Annotated in this window: 16 protein-coding genes; 9 read left to right on the top strand and 7 right to left on the bottom strand. The window is 62.3% G+C overall.

Features of this window, described 5'->3' with window-relative positions:
- Positions 1-4: 4 nt before the first annotated feature.
- On the bottom strand, positions 5-370 hold the full coding sequence (locus CHF15_RS40710; RefSeq protein WP_089228988.1) for a cupin domain-containing protein: 366 nt from the start codon (positions 368-370) through the stop codon (positions 5-7).
- A 993-nt stretch (positions 371-1,363) separates the two neighbouring features.
- Here CHF15_RS40710 and CHF15_RS40715 point away from each other — a divergent pair.
- The 6 genes from CHF15_RS40715 to CHF15_RS40740 all read left to right on the top strand — a co-directional run bounded on the left by CHF15_RS40715 (position 1,364) and on the right by CHF15_RS40740 (position 9,900).
- Complete coding sequence (locus tag CHF15_RS40715; protein ID WP_089228989.1) at positions 1,364-4,450, top strand: amino acid adenylation domain-containing protein; 3,087 nt, start codon at positions 1,364-1,366, stop codon at positions 4,448-4,450.
- Between the two features lie 75 nt (positions 4,451-4,525).
- On the top strand, positions 4,526-6,154 hold the full coding sequence (locus tag CHF15_RS40720; protein WP_089228990.1) for a condensation domain-containing protein: 1,629 nt from the start codon (positions 4,526-4,528) through the stop codon (positions 6,152-6,154).
- Positions 6,155-6,244: 90 nt separating this feature from the next.
- The gene (locus CHF15_RS40725) at positions 6,245-7,144 is read left to right on the top strand and encodes a thiamine pyrophosphate-dependent dehydrogenase E1 component subunit alpha (protein ID WP_220093397.1); all 900 of its coding nucleotides are present in this window, start codon (positions 6,245-6,247) and stop codon (positions 7,142-7,144) included.
- On the top strand, positions 7,141-8,157 hold the full coding sequence (locus CHF15_RS40730) for an alpha-ketoacid dehydrogenase subunit beta (RefSeq protein WP_245939322.1): 1,017 nt from the start codon (positions 7,141-7,143) through the stop codon (positions 8,155-8,157). The genes CHF15_RS40725 and CHF15_RS40730 overlap by 4 nt, the downstream gene beginning before the upstream one ends.
- Entirely contained in the window at positions 8,150-9,256 is a 1,107-nt protein-coding gene (locus CHF15_RS40735) for a 2-oxo acid dehydrogenase subunit E2 (protein WP_089228993.1), read from the top strand. Before CHF15_RS40730 ends, CHF15_RS40735 begins: the two co-directional genes overlap by 8 nt.
- Positions 9,257-9,333: 77 nt before the next feature.
- Positions 9,334-9,900 carry an HAD family hydrolase gene (locus tag CHF15_RS40740; RefSeq protein WP_179280207.1) on the top strand — a complete coding sequence of 189 codons (567 nt, stop codon included), beginning with the start codon at positions 9,334-9,336 and terminating at the stop codon, positions 9,898-9,900.
- Between the two features lie 285 nt (positions 9,901-10,185).
- Here CHF15_RS40740 and CHF15_RS40745 read toward each other — a convergent pair whose 3' ends face one another.
- Positions 10,186-10,563: a hypothetical protein gene (locus CHF15_RS40745; RefSeq protein WP_089228995.1), complete on the bottom strand. Its 378-nt coding sequence runs from the start codon at positions 10,561-10,563 to the stop codon at positions 10,186-10,188.
- A gap of 162 nt (positions 10,564-10,725) precedes the next feature.
- Here CHF15_RS40745 and CHF15_RS40750 point away from each other — a divergent pair, with 162 nt between their 5' ends.
- Positions 10,726-11,037 carry a hypothetical protein gene (locus CHF15_RS40750; protein WP_089228996.1) on the top strand — a complete coding sequence of 104 codons (312 nt, stop codon included), beginning with the start codon at positions 10,726-10,728 and terminating at the stop codon, positions 11,035-11,037.
- A 73-nt stretch (positions 11,038-11,110) separates the two neighbouring features.
- Here the strand turns inward: CHF15_RS40750 and CHF15_RS40755 are convergent, their stop codons facing one another.
- A complete protein-coding gene (locus CHF15_RS40755; RefSeq protein WP_245939323.1) occupies positions 11,111-11,656 on the bottom strand; it encodes an ATP-binding protein in 546 nt (181 codons plus the stop codon).
- Positions 11,657-11,860: 204 nt separating this feature from the next.
- Between CHF15_RS40755 and CHF15_RS40760 the strand changes: the two genes are divergently transcribed.
- The gene (locus CHF15_RS40760; RefSeq protein ID WP_089228997.1) at positions 11,861-12,097 is read left to right on the top strand and encodes a DUF397 domain-containing protein; all 237 of its coding nucleotides are present in this window, start codon (positions 11,861-11,863) and stop codon (positions 12,095-12,097) included.
- An 89-nt stretch (positions 12,098-12,186) separates the two neighbouring features.
- Positions 12,187-13,092, top strand: coding sequence for a helix-turn-helix domain-containing protein (locus CHF15_RS40765; protein ID WP_089228998.1), 906 nt, complete (start codon positions 12,187-12,189; stop codon positions 13,090-13,092).
- Positions 13,093-13,114: 22 nt separating this feature from the next.
- Here CHF15_RS40765 and CHF15_RS40770 read toward each other — a convergent pair whose 3' ends face one another.
- The 4 genes from CHF15_RS40770 to CHF15_RS45555 all read right to left on the bottom strand — a co-directional run bounded on the left by CHF15_RS40770 (position 13,115) and on the right by CHF15_RS45555 (position 16,383).
- Entirely contained in the window at positions 13,115-13,930 is an 816-nt protein-coding gene (locus CHF15_RS40770) for an SAM-dependent methyltransferase (RefSeq protein ID WP_089228999.1), read from the bottom strand.
- A gap of 186 nt (positions 13,931-14,116) precedes the next feature.
- Complete coding sequence (locus tag CHF15_RS40775; RefSeq protein ID WP_143681748.1) at positions 14,117-14,644, bottom strand: hypothetical protein; 528 nt, start codon at positions 14,642-14,644, stop codon at positions 14,117-14,119.
- Between the two features lie 29 nt (positions 14,645-14,673).
- Entirely contained in the window at positions 14,674-15,501 is an 828-nt protein-coding gene (locus tag CHF15_RS40780; protein WP_245939324.1) for a helix-turn-helix domain-containing protein, read from the bottom strand.
- 402 nt (positions 15,502-15,903) lie between these two features.
- Positions 15,904-16,383 carry a hypothetical protein gene (locus CHF15_RS45555; protein WP_220093398.1) on the bottom strand — a complete coding sequence of 160 codons (480 nt, stop codon included), beginning with the start codon at positions 16,381-16,383 and terminating at the stop codon, positions 15,904-15,906.
- Positions 16,384-16,475 lie beyond the last annotated feature (92 nt).

The following is a 16,475-nucleotide window of genomic DNA, read 5'->3' on the forward strand; positions in this document are numbered from 1 at the left end:
CCCGTCAGACCTGCTCTGGGCTGACTACAGGCACCTTCCACCACACACAGAGCAGTCGGCTGGTGTGCTCTGACGTGTTGGTAAACGAGTGCGGCTGGCCGACCGGGGCGAACGCGCAGTCGCCGGCGTAGAGCGTCTCGGTCTCTCCATTGAGATAGAACTCGGCGGTGCCGTCAAGGAGGAGGAAGATCTCCTCCACGCGCTCCCTGTTGACGTGCTCTCGCACCTTCTCACCGGGGGCGAACTCCACCAGCGAGGAGCCCATCTCCTCCTTGACAGGAGCCATGTGCGAAAGGAAGTCGGCGAGACGCCTCACGCGGACGTCGTACTCGTGCTTGTACTTGCTCGGGTCATGACGGTCGATGAGCATGGAATTGTATCCAATCTTGAGTGTTGCAATTCAAGGACCGTGTCGGTCCAGACGCGGGGGAGGGTCGCCAGATCCGGCACGGTGCACGTCAAGTTGATTTGGGGCGCGCTCCGGACTCGGCACGGCTCGAAAGGTATGCGATACCCGCTGGGCGGACTCCCCCTCCGCCCCCTCTGCTGCACGCTCTTGAACAGACCGCGGAAACGCCAGCCGGCCGAACGCAATCCCCCCCCTGAGAGACCGTCCAATTGAGCCATAGATTGCAAGAAAAAACGGCAATCAGCAATGCAAGTCGCATTTTGAACCGGTGACCGGCCGCCGACAGTCTGCCTGCTCGCATGATCAAGGCGCAAGATGCGGGGTGCCTGAATTGTTCCTGTCTCGCCAATGTTGGCCGCAAGATCACTACAAGTTGTCAGAGACATGTCAAAACATCCGGGGAGGTCTAAATGTCACTGCATATTCATTTTGGGGCAACCTTAATATCCATTATTTCCGCATTTATCGGTTTCCGATAGTCGAAAATTACTGTCCGGTAGATGTTTGGGAAACCTCAACGCTGGCTATCGCCAAGGCACCAAAGGATTTCTTGACACCCCTGCGGAGGCTGATACGTTGTGCTGGCTTTGGGCCGCTAAGTGGTCAGGCCGGGTACTTGCTTACCTGTAAGCCCGGCGCAGGTGGTCTGTACAGGCCGCTTTGGAAGGGGTCGCACGCAACCTTCCAGTCCATCAGCCTCGGGTACACGTGGTGTCTTGTGTTTGCTGGCGCAAAGCGCGGTTCTCGTCATTGCGTAAGCGTGACTCCGTGCGCGCCGCGATGCGCCACTTGTCACGCCTTACATCGTGAGTCCGTGACTCCCGTCCAGAGCAGGAATTAGAAGTGTGCTTTCCCCCTTGATGCGACGCAGGCAATCACAGCTCCGTCAAGGGATCTAGTTTATTATCACCCACCACGTGGGTCATCCTTTCCTTCATGGAAGTCGAGTGAGAAGTGGGAACCTTGCGCTCTTGGGACGCCTCAACGTCACTTGTCGAGGCCTTTTCGAGTGTCGTTGCCGAGCATCCGGAGCGGATCGCGGTCAAGCACGCAGGGAGGGCCCTCACCTACCGTGAGTTGGACCGGCTCTCTTCTCTTATGGCTTCTGAGCTGCGCACTCACTCTCTGCCTGACCGTCGCCCCGTGGCTGTGCTTCTTGATCGGTCCCCTGAGATGGTGGTGGCCATGGTCGCCATCCTCAAGACTGGCTCCCCCTACGTCCCACTAGACCCTGCGGCGCCTGCGGTCAGGAACAGAATGGTCCTCGAGGACGCCGCACCTTCCTCCGTTGTGACATCCCATGCGTTGGCGGAGCAGCTTCCGCCGGGAATGACGCGCGTCATCGCGGACAACCACCAGGAAGCACACTCGGCTTCATCCTTTATTCCGACTAAGACTGGCCCAGGGCACTGCGCCTACATCATCTTCACCTCCGGAACTACTGGACGTCCCAAGGGCGTCGAGGTGTCTCATTCGAACGTCCTGAGGCTATTTTCGGAAACCGAATCTATCTTCAACTTTTCACCTGATGACGTCTGGACGGTGTTCCACTCCTTCGCGTTCGATTTCTCGGTCTGGGAGATCTGGGGGGCGCTCCTGTTCGGTGGTTGTGCTGTTGTTGTCTCGGGTAGTACCTCCAAGGATCCTGCGGAATTTCTGAACCTCTTGCACCGCGAACGGGTCACCGTCCTCAATCAGACGCCCTCTGCCTTCAGCCAGTTGAGCGTCGAAGATGCGCGTTCGCACGAGCGACTCCAGCTCAGGCATGTCATCTTCGGCGGGGAAGCCCTGCGATTTTCCGAGCTTAAGGGTTGGACTGCGAAGTACGGTGACTCTTCACCGTCCCTCGTCAACATGTACGGCATCACAGAGACCACCGTGCATGCTTCATATCACCGCGTGAGCCAGACGGAACTCGACGGCGACATCAGCCTGATTGGCCGGCCGCTGCCTGACCTAGACCTGCTCGTGGTCGACCCAGATCTCCATCACGTGAAGTCCGGGGAGACTGGGGAGATCGTAGTAACGGGGCCCGGTGTGAGCCTGGGCTACCTGGGACAACCTGAGTTGACTGCCGCACGATTTGTCACGCTAGCCGACCGCGATGGACGCCCCACACGCGGCTACCTTTCGGGCGACCTCGCCAGGATGGACAGCCGCGGACGCCTAGAGTACAGGGGGCGCGCCGACAGCCAGGTGAAGCTCCGCGGATATCGGATCGAACTCGGTGACGTTGAAGCTGGCTTGATGAAGTACCCCGGTGTGCGCCAAGCGGCAGCCGCCGTGCGGACCTCCGCCTGCACCGAGCCGAGTCTGATTGCCCACATTGTCCCGGAGCCGGGAACGACACTCGACACTCGAAGCATCCGTGCATTCCTCGTCGATGTGCTTCCCCACTACATGGTCCCCGCAGCAATCGGGACAGTGGATTCACTGCCGCTCACCAACAACGGAAAACTCGACAGAATGGCACTGCCCAACGTCATTGAGCGCCTGGCAGAAGAGGTGGTCGAGCCCCGCTCCTCCACCGAGACCATCCTCTGTAAGATCTTCAACGACGTGCTCGGCTACGGACCGATCGGTATCGACGACGATTTCTTCGTCGTCGGTGGCCATTCCCTCCTGGCCACGCAACTGGCATCCCGAGTCCGTGATGTGTTTGGCGGGCCTCAACAGCGGAGGCTGCCGCTTTCGGTGATTCACCGAACGCCCACGGTAAGAGCACTCGCCCACTGGCTGGAGCAGGAGAACACGGAACTTCCGACGACCCCTATCGACCTCTCGGAGAAGGGGCCGGTACCTTTGGGGGCACTCCAAACGGACATGCTCCTGCAGCACCTCTTCGATCCTGATGACCTCAGCCAGCACTGCGCGATGAGTTGGAAGGTTGAAGGTGAGCTGAACCCCTTGGCTCTAGAGCGTGCAGTCCGGTACATCCATCAACGCCACGAGTCGCTTCGCGCCTCGTACAGGCTTGAGGCGGAACCCCTTGCGGAAGTGGTCGAAGTTGCTGCACCGCACGTGACACCACTGTCCGCGAGTACCATCGCACAGGCCTACACCCTCCTCGGCGACGCACTAGCCGCACCCTTTCGCCTCGAGAAAGCAGAAGTCTGGCGGCTCGTCACGGTCTCCGTATCTGGAGAGGGGCTTCATCTCGTCGGCCTTGCTGCACACCACATCGCGGTCGATGGATGGTCCGAGGCAATCCTCTCCCAAGATCTCAGCCAGGCATACAACGCCCACTTGGTCGACGTTGCCCCAACCGGGATACCCGCGCCGTCCCTACATCAGGTGGCTCGGTCGCGCAGCACCTGCACGGACGCTTCCGAGTTGGAGGCCCAACGGGTTCACTGGAAAGTCGAGCTCGCCGGCATTCCGCAGCTGATCTATCCGAACTCCCCCTGCATCCCCCCGAAGTCAGGCCCGCAGGTACTGGAGTATCACCTTTCCACCGGAACTCTCGACAAGGTCGGACGGTATGCCGAAGCCCACGGAGTCACCCCGTACATCGTTCTTCTGACGGCTTACGGTCGAGCTTTGGCGGAGGTCTCCGGTCAGCGTGACTTCGGTGTGGGCACCCCAGTTGCCCAGCGCGGCGACAGCCTCCTGGACACAGCGGTGTCATGTCTCATCGACGTCCTTTGCATGCGGCTGCGCGTGGTGGGTGCTGCATTCAGCGATGATCTGCAACACGTCTCGGCCATCGTCCGCGGTGCCTTTGCCTCACGGGATATTGCCGTGAACGAGGTCGTACGACTGGTGAACCCGCCACGCGACGAACGCCCTCCGTTGTTTCAGAATATGTTTGCTCTGCAGAACACCCCTCCGCCAACTCTGGATCTGCGAGGCGCGCGGAGTGAGTTCTTCCGTCCCGTTCCCTTCGGGCTACCAACCGAACTGCTCACCGAAGTGTGGGAGAACCGTGTCAACGGTCCGTACCTGACCATCGCCTATCAGCCCAGCTGGGTACCCGCCGAGTTCGCAAGCGCTCTTGCCGCGCGGATCCTCGCTGAACTGGACCGCCTTGCATCTTACTGAAGGCAGACCTCCGCCGTCAGGGAGGCCCCTGGCCTGTGACCATTCCATCAATCGTTACGAAACGGCGAACACTGAATGAGCAATGAAACCGGTCAGCCGGTGACCGGCACGCAGGAGATCCTCCGGGACATCTGGAGCACCATCCTCAAAGTTGACCGGATCGGAATTCACGACGACTTCTTTGGTCTCGGTGGGGACAGCCTCGGAACAATGCGCCTGCTCTCTGCGGCACGAAAGCACGGACTGAAGCTCAGTCCTGCTGACATGCGCACCCACCGGACCATCGCCGGCCAGGCTCAGGCGGCCGAGGGCAGGCAGTCCGCTGTTCGCGCTGAGCAACCGCCCGCGCAGTCGGCAGACACCCCCGCCGTCGATCGCACGTACCCCCTTTTGCCGATCCAGCACAGGTTCCTGGAATGGCCTATGGGCGACCACAACCACTACAACCTGGCCCTGTTGGCGCAGTCGCAGGAGCCTCTCGACCGAAACTCCATGGGCGCCGCTTTGTCGGCTCTCGTGGCACGCCACGATGCCCTGCGGTGTCGCATCTCACGCTGCAACGGCGAGTTCGTCCAGACTCTGGCACCCGCAGCCGAAGATATTTTTCCCTTGGAGTGGCACGATCTGAGGGACCTTTCCTCGAAGGAGAGCCTGGCTCTGCGCTCAGAGGTGGCAGAGCGCCTGCAGAGCGGTATGGACCTATCTGCGGGTCCCATCCTCGCCGCGGCCGTGTTCAGAAGCACGGAAGCAGATCAGCTCATGGTGATCATCCACCACATGTTCTGCGATGGCCTTTCGGCGGCCGTACTGGCGGAGGAACTGAGTGTTCTCTACCGTGACATCGCCGTGGGAGCCACCTCAAGTGGGTTGCTGCCGGCAGCCACCCAATACACCGAACACGCAGTCGCCGTGCAGCGGATGGCGGAGAGCCCCAGCATCCTTGCCGCCGGCAATCAGTGGCTGGCCCTGCCCTGGAAGAACACTGGCCGACTGCCCGAACGGGACGCGGAGGGAAGCCTGAATCGGCGCTATGTGCGGACGGTCAAGCAGCTGTTGGATGAGCGGACCACTCAGGCTTTCCTGAATGCGCCCAAGGCACAGGGGATCTCCGCCGAAGAGGCACTGCTGGTTGCCATGGCTGAAGCGATTGCCGCAGTTTCCGGTTCGAGTACCGTGCACTTCGAACTTTGCCGTCACGGCCGTCGTCCAGTTGTACCCCACCACGAAGTGACCCGGACCATCGGATGGATGTTTACCGTCGCCCCGTACGTCCTCCAGGTCGATGTTGCAGCCCGTGTCGAACCTCGGTCTGAGCTCATCGAGCAGGTCCGCAGTATTCGCGAGCTGGAGCATACCTGGGGTGCTCTGCGCTATACGTCGCCGCGCTCCGAGGTGGTGGACGCGATACGTGCCCTCCCCACTCCCGAGCTGTACATCAATTATCGAGGAGCGGACGGACTCGAACCGCCATGGGAGGCTCCGCTGTCCGATGTCAAGGGTGACACCGGGGCCTACATTTCGCCTGAGGGTGAGCAACAGTACCCCATCAAGGTGTGGGCCGAAGTACGAGACGGTCATCTGGAGCTCGTCTGGTTCTACAGCACGGAAAGGTACGACGTGGACGTAATCACGGAGCTGGGCCGGCAGGTGGAGAACAGTCTCACGCGATTTTTCGACCGTAGTGAAATCGACGCTCACAAATGAGGCATGGAGCGTCACCGACCGCCTCGTCCGTACTCGATGATCAGCCGGACTCCCGCAACGACGGCCTGTCCCAACACTCACGGTGCCGAAATGACACTTTCGCGTCTCGTTGACGACGACTTGGAACTACTGCTGCTGATCCGGCATTTCGAGTCAGCTCTACTTGAGCTGTTCGGTGAGGGAAAGCTGCACGGTACGACCCACACCTGTCTAGGTCAGGAGTACATCCCCGTCGCATTGGAGCCGTTCTTTGGTCGCGGTGACTTCGTGTTTAGCAATCACCGCGGCCACGGGCACTATCTGAGCCGCTTCCGAGACCCAGAAAGTCTTCTTGCCGAGATTATGGGCCGAGAGGGCGCAGTCTGTTCGGGTGTCGGGGGGAGCCAACACATCCGCCGAGAGGGCTATCTTTCCACTGGTGTCCAAGGAGAGAGCCTGCCAGTCGCTGCGGGTGTGGCCCTGACGATGAAGAGCGCGGGTGAGGGCGCTCTGGCTGCCGTCTACATCGGCGATGGGACGTGGGGCGAGGGAACTGTCTATGAGACCTTGAACATGGCCAGGCTCTGGTGTCTGCCGCTGGTCGTGGTGGTGGAGAACAACCATATTGCCCAGTCGACGGCCACGGAGAAGCAGATGGCCGGATCGATTGCCGGTAGGGCCTCCGCGTTCGACATCGCCCACCATCTGGTACGCGGGAACGACATTAACCAGATCCGAGAACAGCTCGATTCTGTTTTTGCCGGGGTGCGGAATGGGGCCGGCCCTGTTGTGATCGAGTTCGACACGAATCGGATCGGCCCACACAGCAAGGGCGACGACACCCGGGACGCAACGGAGCTCGCTCGTGTCAGGGAGCACGACTGGTACTCGGCTTACGAACGGCAGCATCCTGCACAGTTCCGGGCCGCCGACGAACGACAGCGCGAGCTCATCGACACCGTTGTGCGCTCCGTCGAGTCCCGCCCCGCTTCCCGATGGGACAACTCGTGAGCATCCATGAACGTGTTTCCGAAAACCTCAACCGCGCCCTCCACTCGGCGATTGGCGCAGACAAGCAGCTCTACCTCCTGGGAGAGGACGTCTGCGACCCCTACGGAGGCGCGTTCAAGGTAACCAGAGGGCTTTCCTCCTCCTACCCTGAGCGTGTACTTTCGACACCGCTCAGTGAAGCGTCGATCACTGGTGTCGCCGGCGGCATCGCACTGTCCGGCGGTAAGGCGATCGTCGAGATGATGTTTGCCGACTTCGCTGCTCTCGCCTTCGATTCCATCCTCAATTTCGCCAGTAAATCCGTGGCGATGTACGGGGTTAGGCTTCCCATGCACATGGTTCTCCGAGCGCCGTCCGGAGGAGGCCGCGGCTACGGCCCGACCCACAGTCAGAGCCTGCACAAGCATTTTATCGGAATTCCGCACCTGTCGCTGTTCGAACTGTCCCCGTTGCACGACAACCATGATGTGCTGGAGAAAATGCTCACCCGCGGTGAACCTTGCATTTTCTTCGAAGACAAGACTCTATACACCCGCCGCATGTACCGCGATGGTCAAATCGACGACATCTTCGGGTTCGACTACATAGACGAAGAGCAAAATTTTGCCCGAATATCAATCGATGGGTACCAGAAATCCGACGTCGTTCTCATCGCTGCGGGCGGGATGGTCGAACGCTGTCTACAGGCAGCGCGTGATCTGTTCATCGAGCACGAGATCAGCTGTCAGATCATCGTGGCGTCCCGTATTTTTCCGATCGATCCGGATCCGTTGGTGCCCATCTTGAGTACAGCGGGTCTGGTGTGTGTCGTGGAAGAGAGCACCGCCGGGGGAACTTGGGGAAGTGAAGTGGCGCATGCGCTCTACGAGAGGATGTGGGATGAGCTTCCGGGGCGTATCGAGCTGGTGCACTCCAAGAATTCGATCATTCCGACCGCAGCCCATCTTGAAAAGGACGTAGTCGTCCAGACGGCTGATATATACCGGAGTGTCAGGAGTGCTCTTCATGCGTGACATCGTGCTTCCGAAGCTCAACAACACAGATAGCGCTGCCGTCGTAAACCGTTGGCTCATGGGCGAAGGCGCTAAAACGGCGTCTGGGGAACCCCTGGTCGAGGTGGAGACCTCGAAGGCAGTAAATGAGCTGGAAGCTCCAGTTTCGGGGATCCTGCATCACGTTGTTGAGTCTGGGGCAGAGGCGGCGTTCGGCTCAAGGATTGGCGTCCTTTTCGAGAGCATCGAGGAGTACCGGAACTTTCTTGCACATCAGCAGTCCGCTCCTGCCGGGACACTGTCCAGCACTGAGTTGGTGATGACGAAAGCTGCACAAGAGCTCATCGACAAGTATGCAATCGACTCGGAGGCTGTTCGAAGTCTCGGGAAGAAGGTCATCAAGGCATCCGACCTGACCGCCCTGCTTGCCCCCGCCAATGAGACCGTGATGAACTTGCCAAAGTCCCAGCAGGGTGTCGGTCGAGTGGTCGCTGAATCGCACCGGACGATCCCTGCTGCCTTCACCGTGTTGAGGGTCGGATTGGATGCCTTCGACGAGGTCCAGGGGAGGGACGCCGGCTCGGGACTCGGACTGGCAGAGTTCGCGGTGAAGGCGATGGCCGCACAGCACGCCGACCATCCTCTTTTCTTCTCATCTCCCGCGGACGGGGCTCGCGTCATCCTTGCGCCAGCCCCCAACGTGGGTGTGACTGTCGACGTTGGAACCGGCCTGTCCATCCCCGTCATCAAGGACGCCCACAGCCGCACCGGTCAAGAGGTGGCCGACCTCCTCATGGAGTTGCGCCTCCAGGCACTCGACGGCACCCTGCGGGGCGAGGATCTGGCTGGTGGCAACATCACCCTGTCTCTCAACGACGACCAAGACGTGGTCTTCGCTCAGCCGATTGTCTTCCCTGGCCAGGTCTGCATGCTGTCGATCGGCGGCCGCCAAGCGCCCTTGCCGCGGGTGCAAGCAGGACCCGTGGACCGGGACCTCTTCTATCTCGGAGTCGCTTACGACCACCGGATTGTGAACGGCCGGGATGCCGTGATGTTCGGTCGCGCGGTCAAAGCGCTGCTCGAAGACCGGGAATGGCTCGATACCGTCCAGGCTTCCTGACTGCTATGCCTTCGGCTGTATGACGCTTCAACAGCAGCCCTCATTGATACAAGCCTCGCCCCTGAATGGAGAAGTGCATGACTCTGTCTGCCGTAATTTTTGGTTTTGACGGCACCCTGGTCGACTCGCATGAGGCCCACTTCCTCGCACGTCGTGAAGCGTTCGGTGGACTCGGACTGGTCCTTGACCGTCCCTGGTACGACGCCCATGCCGGCGCGTCCCTTGACGAGGCAGTTGCACTCCTTGCCGCGGAGCAGGAGATAAGGGTGACGGTGTCGGTGCAGGAGATCGACGGCCGCTGCACCGAGGCCTACCTGCGCAATCTCGATCAGGTTAGGCCCATCTCCTGGGTCGTGGCGTTCGCTGAGTCGTTGAAGGGTCACCTTCCGATCGCTGTGGCATCGGGCTCCTCGGAGACGATGATCCGCACGACCATGAAGGCGGCTGGGATTGACGATCTGTTCCCCGTCGTCGTCACGCGGGAAGACGTCAGCCGCGGTAAGCCGTCGCCCGAGCTCTTCCTCAAGGCCGCCGAGAGGATGGCTGTACTGCCGACCCAGTGCCTCGTCGTGGACTACAGCAATGAAGGTGTTGAGGCGGCGCATCAGGCCGAGATGCCGATCATCAACGTACGAGGCAAGTAGAGGATCCCCCGTCGGGGGAGGACGCTTTTGCCTCCTCCCCCGTGGGTTCAGAGTGGTTCCCGAAGGTCAGGACTCCACGAGGGACCTGCAGCCCGTACTAACGGGACGGGTCGGCCTCTTCTTGGCTGCCAACACTCCCTGACGCCTACTGGGGGACTGTACAAAGAACGGCTCTGTCTCACATCCGGTGGTAACGCCTGGTGACGTCGAATGCTTGGAGTAATAGCCGCAGGTTGGGCCTCGGCAGACGCCCATGCGCCGCACCGAGCAACCTCATGGAAGATGTCACCCGAGCCCCCGGGAGCATCTCGTAGGCCTGCAAGAGAGCACTTCAGGGCGCTCTCCGCTGGTATGACTCTCCGTTACCACCTGATGTGAGACAGAGCCGTTCGATGGACAGACCCGGTCCCGCTCGACCTGCTCCGCCTTCCGCTTGCGCTCCGCGTCCTGCCGCCTTTTCTCCCGCTGCGCCGTCGCCCACCGCTGCGCCTGCTCCCGTTCCTCCTTGGCCGCTGCCCGCTCCTTTTGCAGCTGCTCCTGTTCTGCGGCGCGGGCGCGGCGGGCGTCTTCCTGCTGCAGGCGTTTCTGCTCGGCGGCCTTCGCCTTCTTTGCCTCCTGGTAGGCCTGTACCAGCTGAGCGGTCAAGGATTTCTTGTGGGCCACGGCGCCCCCTCAGATCCGTCGTGTCGCCTGATGTAAAGCCATGCCCGCCCCGCAGGACCAACAACCCCGGCCTGGTGATCCGCCTAGCAGGCGGGCTGTCGTAACGGGGACGCCGACCCCTGGATGAGTGCATTGACAAGGGCGGCGCTCGTTACACCGTGCATGTCGACCACCGCCGTGACTGCTCTGAGGCACAGCACCGCAGTCCTGATGCACGATTACCGGGCCGGGAAGTGGTTCCCGACGATGCGCGAGCGCGATATCGCCGATGATCTGGCGCGGACCTGCTGGAGCGAGCACTTCCTGCGGGCCTGCCTGCGTGGGGTTCCGCGAACTGCGGCCGAGCGCCGGCTCTGCGTTGTGGTGGACCTCGCTGTGCAGGTTCTGGCCCGTAATCCGAAGGCCGCCACCGACGGGACTCTGCTGACCTTGCGCGTCCTCATCGACGCTCTCACCGCACCACGATTGACCTGATCAGCCGTCACCGTCCCCGATCGGATGGACGCGCACGCGATACGGCGACTGCGTCTCAGGGGCGGGCGTCGGCTCAGAGGCCCTTGGCCGTGATGCGCGCCCAGACGGTCTTGCCCGCGGGCTGGGTGTGGGCGTAGCCCCATTGGCTGGTCAGGGCGTCGACGATGAGGAGGCCTCGGCCCTTTTGCGCCAGATCCTGGCGGGGCTGAGGCCTGGGAGGGAGGGAGCTGGGATCGGTCACAGCGCAGACGACGGAGCCTGCGGTGCGCGTCATCCCGAGCCAGGCGTTGACGTGCGTCTCGTCGTCGGAGGTCAGAGCATGGCGGACGGCATTGGTGGTGAGCTCGTTGACCACGAGGATGAGGTCGTCGATGAAGGCCTCGAGCCCCCAGGCGTGGATGGTTTTTTGAACGAAGAGCCTGACTTCTTTCAGACTCCTTGGGTCGCTGGTGAAGGCCCGGGCGGTGAAGTCGGTCGTACTGATCCCGAGGGCAAGGCCCCAGTCCGGTGCGGTCGGCGGGGTCAGAGTGCCGTGGGAGATGGGCGGCGGACTCTGGTGGGGGAGCGGGTTGTCGATCTCTCCGCCACGGTTCAGTGTTGTTGTCGCGTGCGCTGTCACTGTTCATCCCCCCGGCAGACGTCCAGTCGTACGGGCTGCAAGCCCTCGCCCGACCTCGCCAGTATCCCTGCGACTTCGTCACGGATGCAATTGCATCCGTGACTTGCATCCGAAGGTGAACGGGCGGGAACTCATCTCCACAGCAGGGCACGCAGTCCGAGTCAGAGATGAGAGGCATTCGGACACGATCGAAAGAGGGTGAACATGGTCGACATTCCGAACGGTGCACTCGCCGATCCGCTGAGGAGCGTCATGTGGATCAAAAGCCGCCACAGCACACCGGACGGCAACTGTGTCGAGGTGGCCTTACTGAGCGGCGGTGAGGTGGCCGTGCGGAACTCCCGGGACCCCCACGGTCCTGCACTCATCTACACGCGCGGGGAGGTCGCGGCCTTCATCGCGGGGGTGAAGGACGGCGAGTTCGACCCGATCGCCACCTGACGCCAGCCAGGAACACCCCAATTGGGGACTCTTTGCGGGCCGCATCCTGGAAGACTGACGCTCGTCGTCTGGCCATCACAGGAGACCCCATGCCCGCGTCCGCCCACCAGATCGATGTCCCCACTCTCGAGTACTACCTAGCCGCCTCCGCACGAAGCCCTGTCGCGCTGCGCCTGGTCCTCGGGAACCTGCTGCGCACCTTGCGTAAGGCTGCAGGGATCGATGCGGAGGCGGCCGGCCGTTACATCGATGGCTCGGAAGCGAAGATCTCCCGTGTGGAGCGCGCACAGGTCGCCTGCAAGCACGACGACGTGATGAGTCTGCTCACCCTCTACGGCGTCTTCGACGACAAGGTCCGCGGTCACTTCGCCGAAATGGTCCGCATATCCCGCCAGCCCGGCTGGTGGCACCGTTTCGAAGGCGTCCTGCCGGACTGGTGCGGCAAGCTGATCGGCCTGCAAGAAGCCGCCTCCGTCATCCGCACCTACGAGGTCCAGCTGGTACCCGGTCTGCTGCAGACACCTGCCTACACCGAGGCCCTGGTGCGGCAGGCATACCCGCAAGCCTCCCAGGAGGAGGTCGACGATCGGGTCGTGCTGCGCAAGCTCCGCCAGAACGTTCTTGCCCGCGAGGAGGCGCCCCGGTTGTGGGCGCTGTTGGACGAGGCTGTTCTGCACCGGCCCATGGGGGGCGAACAGATCCTGAGGGAGCAGTTGCGCCATCTGGTGACGATGGCACAACTGGACCACGTCACTATTCAGATCGCTCCGTTCAACCGGCCGGGAAGCATCGCGGCCGGCTTCCCGATCACACACCTGCGTTTCGATGAAGGCCTCGAGCTGCCTGACGTGGTCTACCTTGAACAGCTCCAGGACGCCGATTACCTGGACAAGCAGGAGGAGACCCAGCGCTACCGCAGAGTGCTGGACGGCCTGGCCCATGCCTCCCTGACCCCGAAGGAAAGCGTGGATTTCCTCAACGACCTTCTCGACTGAGGCAAAGAGACAGGTTGGAACGTCAGCCCACCATGGCGACCGCGCCGTACTCGGCCCACTTTCGGCTGCCGTCTCCGGCGCAGGCTTCGCTGCCAGGTCGCCACTGATGGACGTCGACCAGTCCTGGTGCCACCAAGCGCAGCGGGACGAACAACGGCTCGATCTCCGAGCGTGACCGTACGCGTCCCCAGTGGCCAGCGGTTGCCACCTCCTGCAGCAGCACGTTCGCCCGCTGCCGCACCTCGGCGTCCTCACTGACCAAGTGGCTGGCCACGATGAAGCTCCCGGGAGCGAGCACCCCGGCCATCTGCTCAAGCACCCTTGCAGCGTCGGCGAGTTCCGGCACGGTGTGCAGCACGGACACGAACATCACGGCAACTGGCGACGCGAGATCGATCATCTGACGCACATCGGAACGAAGCAGCAGTGAGCTCGCCTGCATCGCATCGCCACGCACGACCAAGGTGTGCCGGCGGTCTTCCCACAGTGCACGGCCGTGCACGAGCACCAAGGGATCATCATCGACGTAGACGACCCGGAGATCCGTGTTGGCCTGAGCGACCTGATGCACCCCCACCGGAGTGGGCAGCCCGCAGCCGAACACCACGAACTGACGCATCCGATACTCCTGCACCAGATGACTCGTCACCCGCAGCAGGAAGCGGTGCGCTGCTTGGGCCACCTGCGACGCCTCAGGCGCGATCTGCAGAAGCCGCTCGCCCGCCTCCCGGTCAGCACGGTAATTGTCCTTGCCACCGAGCAGGAAGTTGTTCACTCGGGCAAGATTCGGCCAGGCGACGTCAATGACGTCCAGCCGCGGCATCTGCCCGCGCTCCACTGTGGCACCCCGCCCGTCGTCGAGCCCTCGCGGCACGCCTTATGCCGCAGACCCCCATGCTAGGAATGCCGCAACCGGCAGGGAGTAGTTCTCGACAGAACTACTCCCTGCCGACCGAAGTGCGCTAGACAGGCTCCAGGCCAATGCTGCTACCGGCGTGCGCGGTCAACGGCTAAATGCGCCGCCTCACAAACTCCGGCTGGGTGGTGCCGTCAACACGCCTGGCATCGTCCGCTCCGCCATGAGCAACTGGGAAGCCACCGCCGACGCTTCAACTCCCATCAACTCTGCTGCCTGCCGATCATCCAACTGCAGGCGACAACGCAGGATTACCGCATCAGCCTGCGCCGACGGCAGCACCTGGTGAACCGCATCCACCGGCTCCTCCACCTGTGACTCGAGGTGGCGCACCTCGGATGAGATCAGAGTATTCAGCAGCCGCCACGCCACCGCCGCCGGCCGCGGGCTGCTGATGACCGCCGGCCAGATCATGGCGAGATTGCCCAGAGCCTCTCCCACCACCTGCCGGCTCATCCTCATGTCCTGCACCCGCTCCCGGGTGTATCGCATGTAGCGCTCCTGGTGCAGCAGACAAAAGGCCCTGTACTCCACAGGCAGGACGGGCTCGACGGCTGGCGCGGCTGCTTCCTCAATGACGGCCTCAGGACACACCAGCACCGGCCGGTTACCGCAGCGACGCAACGTTGCGAACATGGCACCCCCTTCCGAGCACACGGCAAACATCAATCGGACACGGACGGATCTGCAGGCCCCGGAGATTCTTCGGGAGGATCGAGACAGAGCAAGAACACGTAGTGGACGTCCTCCCACAGAGGCCGTACATCGGCAGGCGAGCCCCCCAGGGCAGTCACCAAGGCCGACGTCTGCTCCCAGCCAGGGATCACAACGCCTTCCAGAATGTCGCTGATCGTCTGACCGGTCAGCACTTCATTTGATGCCCTGTCCAGCGTGTCGGGCTCCGGGCGCCCCACCGCCAGATGCAATCCGCGCAAAGCCGCTTGCAGACGCGCCACCGCATCGGTGAGGGCATGCCGAGCCGGCGGCACCAGCCCATGAGCGCCTTCGAACAGCGCGCTCAGCTCTGCCGGATCACCGTTGAACAATTCGGCCAGTGCGCACACCACCGGCCAGGTCGGTGTCCGTTCGCCTGACAAGATCCGCGATACATACGACGCCGACAGCGAGGTCTCCTCGGCCACCTCCCGGATCGTCAGGCTGGTCGAGCGATGCAGATGGGACAGAGCCGACGCCAGCTTCGCCGACGCCCGCTCAGTCGCCAGTTGCGGAGGGCTGCCCTCCGCGGCATCCGGAGCATCCACCACGGAGGCGGGAGGCTGCCGTACCACGGCGCGGTTCGTGGCCCGCCGTTGCAAGCGATCGCGCACCTTGCTCTCCGACCATCGCGTACGCACCGTGGCTGCGCTCAAGTGAGCTGCGTCGGCCACCTGATCCCAACTGGTCCCCCGGTTCCGGGCATCGTGCACTGCCGCAGCCTTGTACGACTCAACCTCTGTCATCACATCATTCGCACACCGCAGCAGATCCTTCAACGGACGCCCGTCACACTCGGCCTCAAGCAACGCCGTTGACAGCGCCTGAAGATCCTCCGCGATCCTCCGGCCGAGCGGAAGCGTGCTGCGCGCCTGCTGCTGCCCATGCCGACCGTCCCGGCTACGCTGCGCCTTGCTCCGGCAGACCTTGTCGCAGTACTCCCTCTTTCGGCCCGGGCCGCCCGATTGAACAAACCGGCCCTTGCAGTGCCCGCAGATCCCGAATCTGCGACTGGCACCCGCCATCGTTCCTCCCACGTGCTGCTGTCGTTTCTCTCTCCCAGATGTGTGAGTTCTTGCGCACCCAGAAGAGGAACGAGTAATTCACAAAACTGTCCTGACCGCCGACGGCAGGACGGGGAGCGGCGCACCCACAGGTGCGCCGCCAAACCCGAAGACGACTCAGCCCAGACGAAGACGCTGGTAGTGGCATCGTGACTGACGCGTCGCCACCGTCAGACCGGCGATCAGCGCAGTGGTGGCAGGCGCCGCCCACCAGCCGCGGATCAGGATCACGGGCAGCACCAGCAGGGCGAGGAACACGCTCACCTGCACGGTGACAGTCCAGGCACTTGCGATGCGGGTTTCAGTACGGGAACGACGCGGAATGCTAGCGTCGTTGCGTGTTGCCGCCGGGCTGACCTTGGCGGCGAAGTAGGGATCAAGCACAGGTACTTTCCGTCCTTCCTTGGTTCCGGTGACGAGGAGCCCCGTGTTGGTAGCGAGCCGGCCGGGGTTCCTCCGCCGACAACGGACAGTAGTGCGTTCGTCACGCCGCGCGCCATATAAACCGTTGATCGCGCAAAGTTCGAATCTTGCCGCGAGGACTAATTCCAGCTGATGTCGGTCGAACGCTTGACCGTTTTCCATTTCTGCTCTCAATCGACCAGAGTTGATCGGAAACGGGAGAGCTGCTGCCGTGGCAGTAGAGCCCGAAGCACTCCGGAGCCAGGAGACTTCAAGGCACTCGTGTT

This window comes from Actinacidiphila glaucinigra (assembly GCF_900188405.1).
GTDB lineage: Bacteria > Actinomycetota > Actinomycetes > Streptomycetales > Streptomycetaceae > Actinacidiphila > Actinacidiphila glaucinigra.